The sequence below is a fragment of the Pseudoalteromonas sp. MMG024 genome (assembly GCF_021654175.1).
Lineage (GTDB): Bacteria > Pseudomonadota > Gammaproteobacteria > Enterobacterales > Alteromonadaceae > Pseudoalteromonas.
Map to the genome: position 1 here is coordinate 1 of NZ_JAKFZO010000045.1, position 3,280 is coordinate 3,280.

2 rRNA genes are annotated in these 3,280 nt (G+C 48.9%); both read left to right on the top strand.

Annotation, left to right across the window (positions count from 1 at the left end):
• Positions 1-144 precede the first annotated feature (144 nt).
• Positions 145-3,027: ribosomal RNA gene (locus L1068_RS21755) — 23S ribosomal RNA — on the top strand.
• A 133-nt stretch (positions 3,028-3,160) separates the two neighbouring features.
• A 5S ribosomal RNA gene (gene rrf, locus L1068_RS21760) occupies positions 3,161-3,275 on the top strand.
• Positions 3,276-3,280: the final 5 nt, after the last annotated feature.

Below are 3,280 nucleotides of genomic sequence, written 5' to 3' on the forward strand. Positions count from 1 at the left end.
TATTTAATTTAGAGTTCTCAAAATAAAGTAAAGAAAATATGCCGCATGACGAAAGTTATGTTGGTATCTACTTTAGTATTCAATATTTAACTTCTGGCGGAGTTAAAAACTGTCTTTAGCAATACAAACCATTTTGGGTTGTATGGTTAAGTGACTAAGCGTATACGGTGGATGCCTTGGCAGTTGGAGGCGATGAAGGACGTATTAACTTGCGATAAGCCTAGTCAAGCTAGTAAAAAGCGCTTGAGACTAGGATTTCCGAATGGGGAAACCCACCACTTAGTGGTATCACTTACTGAATACATAGGTAAGTGAGGCGAACCGGGAGAACTGAAACATCTAAGTACCCCGAGGAAAAGAAATCAACCGAGATTCCGAAAGTAGCGGCGAGCGAAATCGGATTAGCCCTTAAGCTGTAATGTAGTTAGTGGAACATTCTGGAAAGTTTGACGATACAGGGTGATAGTCCCGTACACGAAAACTTATTTACAGTGAAATCGAGTAGGTCGGAGCACGTGAAACTTTGACTGAATATGGGGGGACCATCCTCCAAGGCTAAATACTCCCAACTGACCGATAGTGAACCAGTACCGTGAGGGAAAGGCGAAAAGAACCCCTGTGAGGGGAGTGAAATAGAACCTGAAACCGTATACGTACAAGCAGTAGGAGCAGATTCGTTCTGTGACTGCGTACCTTTTGTATAATGGGTCAGCGACTTATATTCAGTAGCGAGGTTAACCATTTAGGGGAGCCGTAGTGAAAGCGAGCGTTAACTGCGCGTTTAGTTGCTGGGTATAGACCCGAAACCCGGTGATCTAGCCATGGGCAGGTTGAAGGTCAGGTAACACTGACTGGAGGACCGAACCGACTATCGTTGAAAAGCTAGCGGATGACCTGTGGCTAGGAGTGAAAGGCTAATCAAACCGGGAGATAGCTGGTTCTCCCCGAAATCTATTTAGGTAGAGCCTCGGACGAATACTATTGGGGGTAGAGCACTGTTAAGGCTAGGGGGTCATCCCGACTTACCAACCCTTTGCAAACTCCGAATACCAATAAGTAATATCCGGGAGACACACGGCGGGTGCTAACGTCCGTCGTGGAGAGGGAAACAACCCAGACCGCCAGCTAAGGTCCCAAAGTGTATGTTAAGTGGGAAACGATGTGGAAAGGCCCAGACAGCCAGGAGGTTGGCTTAGAAGCAGCCATCCTTTAAAGAAAGCGTAATAGCTCACTGGTCGAGTCGGTCTGCGCGGAAGATGTAACGGGGCTAAACATACCACCGAAGCTGCGGCTGCGAATTTATTCGCGGGGTAGGGGAGCGTTCTGTAAGCGGTTGAAGGTGTGCCGGGAGGCATGCTGGACGTATCAGAAGTGCGAATGCTGACATGAGTAACGATAATGCGGGTGAAAAACCCGCACGCCGGAAGACCAAGGGTTCCTATCCCATGCTAATCAGGGTAGGGTGAGTCGACCCCTAAGGCGAGGCCGAAAGGCGTAGTCGATGGGAAACGGGTTAATATTCCCGTACTTGGAATAATTGCGATGGGGGGACGGAGCAGGCTAAACAAGCATGGCGTTGGTTGTCCATGTGAAAGTATGTAGGCTTGAAACTTAGGTAAATCCGGGTTTCTTTAAGGCTGAGATACGAGACGAGCATCTACGGATGTGAAGTTGTTGATGCCATACTTCCAGGAAAAGCCTCTAAGCTTCAGATTATTTCGAATCGTACCCCAAACCGACACAGGTGGTCAGGTAGAGAATACTAAGGCGCTTGAGAGAACTCGGGTGAAGGAACTAGGCAAAATTGTACCGTAACTTCGGGAGAAGGTACGCTCCTATCTGTGATGAGACTTGCTCTCTAAGCGGACGGGAGTCGCAGTGACTAGGTGGCTGGGACTGTTTATTAAAAACACAGCACTCTGCAAAATCGAAAGATGACGTATAGGGTGTGACACCTGCCCGGTGCCGGAAGGTTAATTGATGGGGTTAGCTTCGGCGAAGCTCTTGATCGAAGCCCCGGTAAACGGCGGCCGTAACTATAACGGTCCTAAGGTAGCGAAATTCCTTGTCGGGTAAGTTCCGACCTGCACGAATGGTGTAACCATGGCCACGCTGTCTCCACCCGAGACTCAGTGAAATTGAAATCGCAGTGAAGATGCTGTGTACCCGCGGCTAGACGGAAAGACCCCGTGAACCTTTACTACAGCTTGGCACTGAACATTGACCCTACATGTGTAGGATAGGTGGGAGGCTTTGAAACACAGTCGCTAGATTGTGTGGAGCCGTCCTTGAAATACCACCCTTGTAGTGTTGATGTTCTAACATAGGCCCCTGAATCGGGGTTGTGGACAGTGCCTGGTGGGTAGTTTGACTGGGGCGGTCTCCTCCCAAAGAGTAACGGAGGAGCACGAAGGTTTGCTAAGTACGGTCGGACATCGTACGGTTAGTGTAATGGTAGAAGCAAGCTTAACTGCGAGACAGACACGTCGAGCAGGTACGAAAGTAGGTCATAGTGATCCGGTGGTTCTGAATGGAAGGGCCATCGCTCAACGGATAAAAGGTACTCCGGGGATAACAGGCTGATACCGCCCAAGAGTTCATATCGACGGCGGTGTTTGGCACCTCGATGTCGGCTCATCACATCCTGGGGCTGAAGTCGGTCCCAAGGGTATGGCTGTTCGCCATTTAAAGTGGTACGCGAGCTGGGTTTAGAACGTCGTGAGACAGTTCGGTCCCTATCTGCCGTGGGCGTTTGAGAATTGAGAGGGGCTGCTCCTAGTACGAGAGGACCGGAGTGGACGAACCGCTGGTGTTCGGGTTGTGATGCCAATTGCATTGCCCGGTAGCTACGTTCGGAATCGATAACCGCTGAAAGCATCTAAGCGGGAAGCGAGCCTCGAGATGAGTTCTCACTTTAACTTGAGTTAACTGAAGGGCCGTTGAAGACTACAACGTTGATAGGCAGGATGTGGAAGTGGTGCGAGCCATTAAGCTAACCTGTACTAATTACCCGTGAGGCTTAACCATACAACGCCAAAGTGGTTTATAACCCGCAGAAGTTGAATAGCTCGAAAGAGCAAAAAAATACTAAAGTAGACATTTACTTAAAAAAGCTTTCCAGATTTAGATTTAAGATTAGCTCTTAAGTCAACCAGATTTGCTTGGTGACTATAGCGTTTTGGAACCACCTGACCCCATGCCGAACTCAGAAGTGAAACGAAACAGCGTCGATGATAGTGTGGGTTCGCCCATGTGAAAGTAGAACATCGCCAAGCTCCTA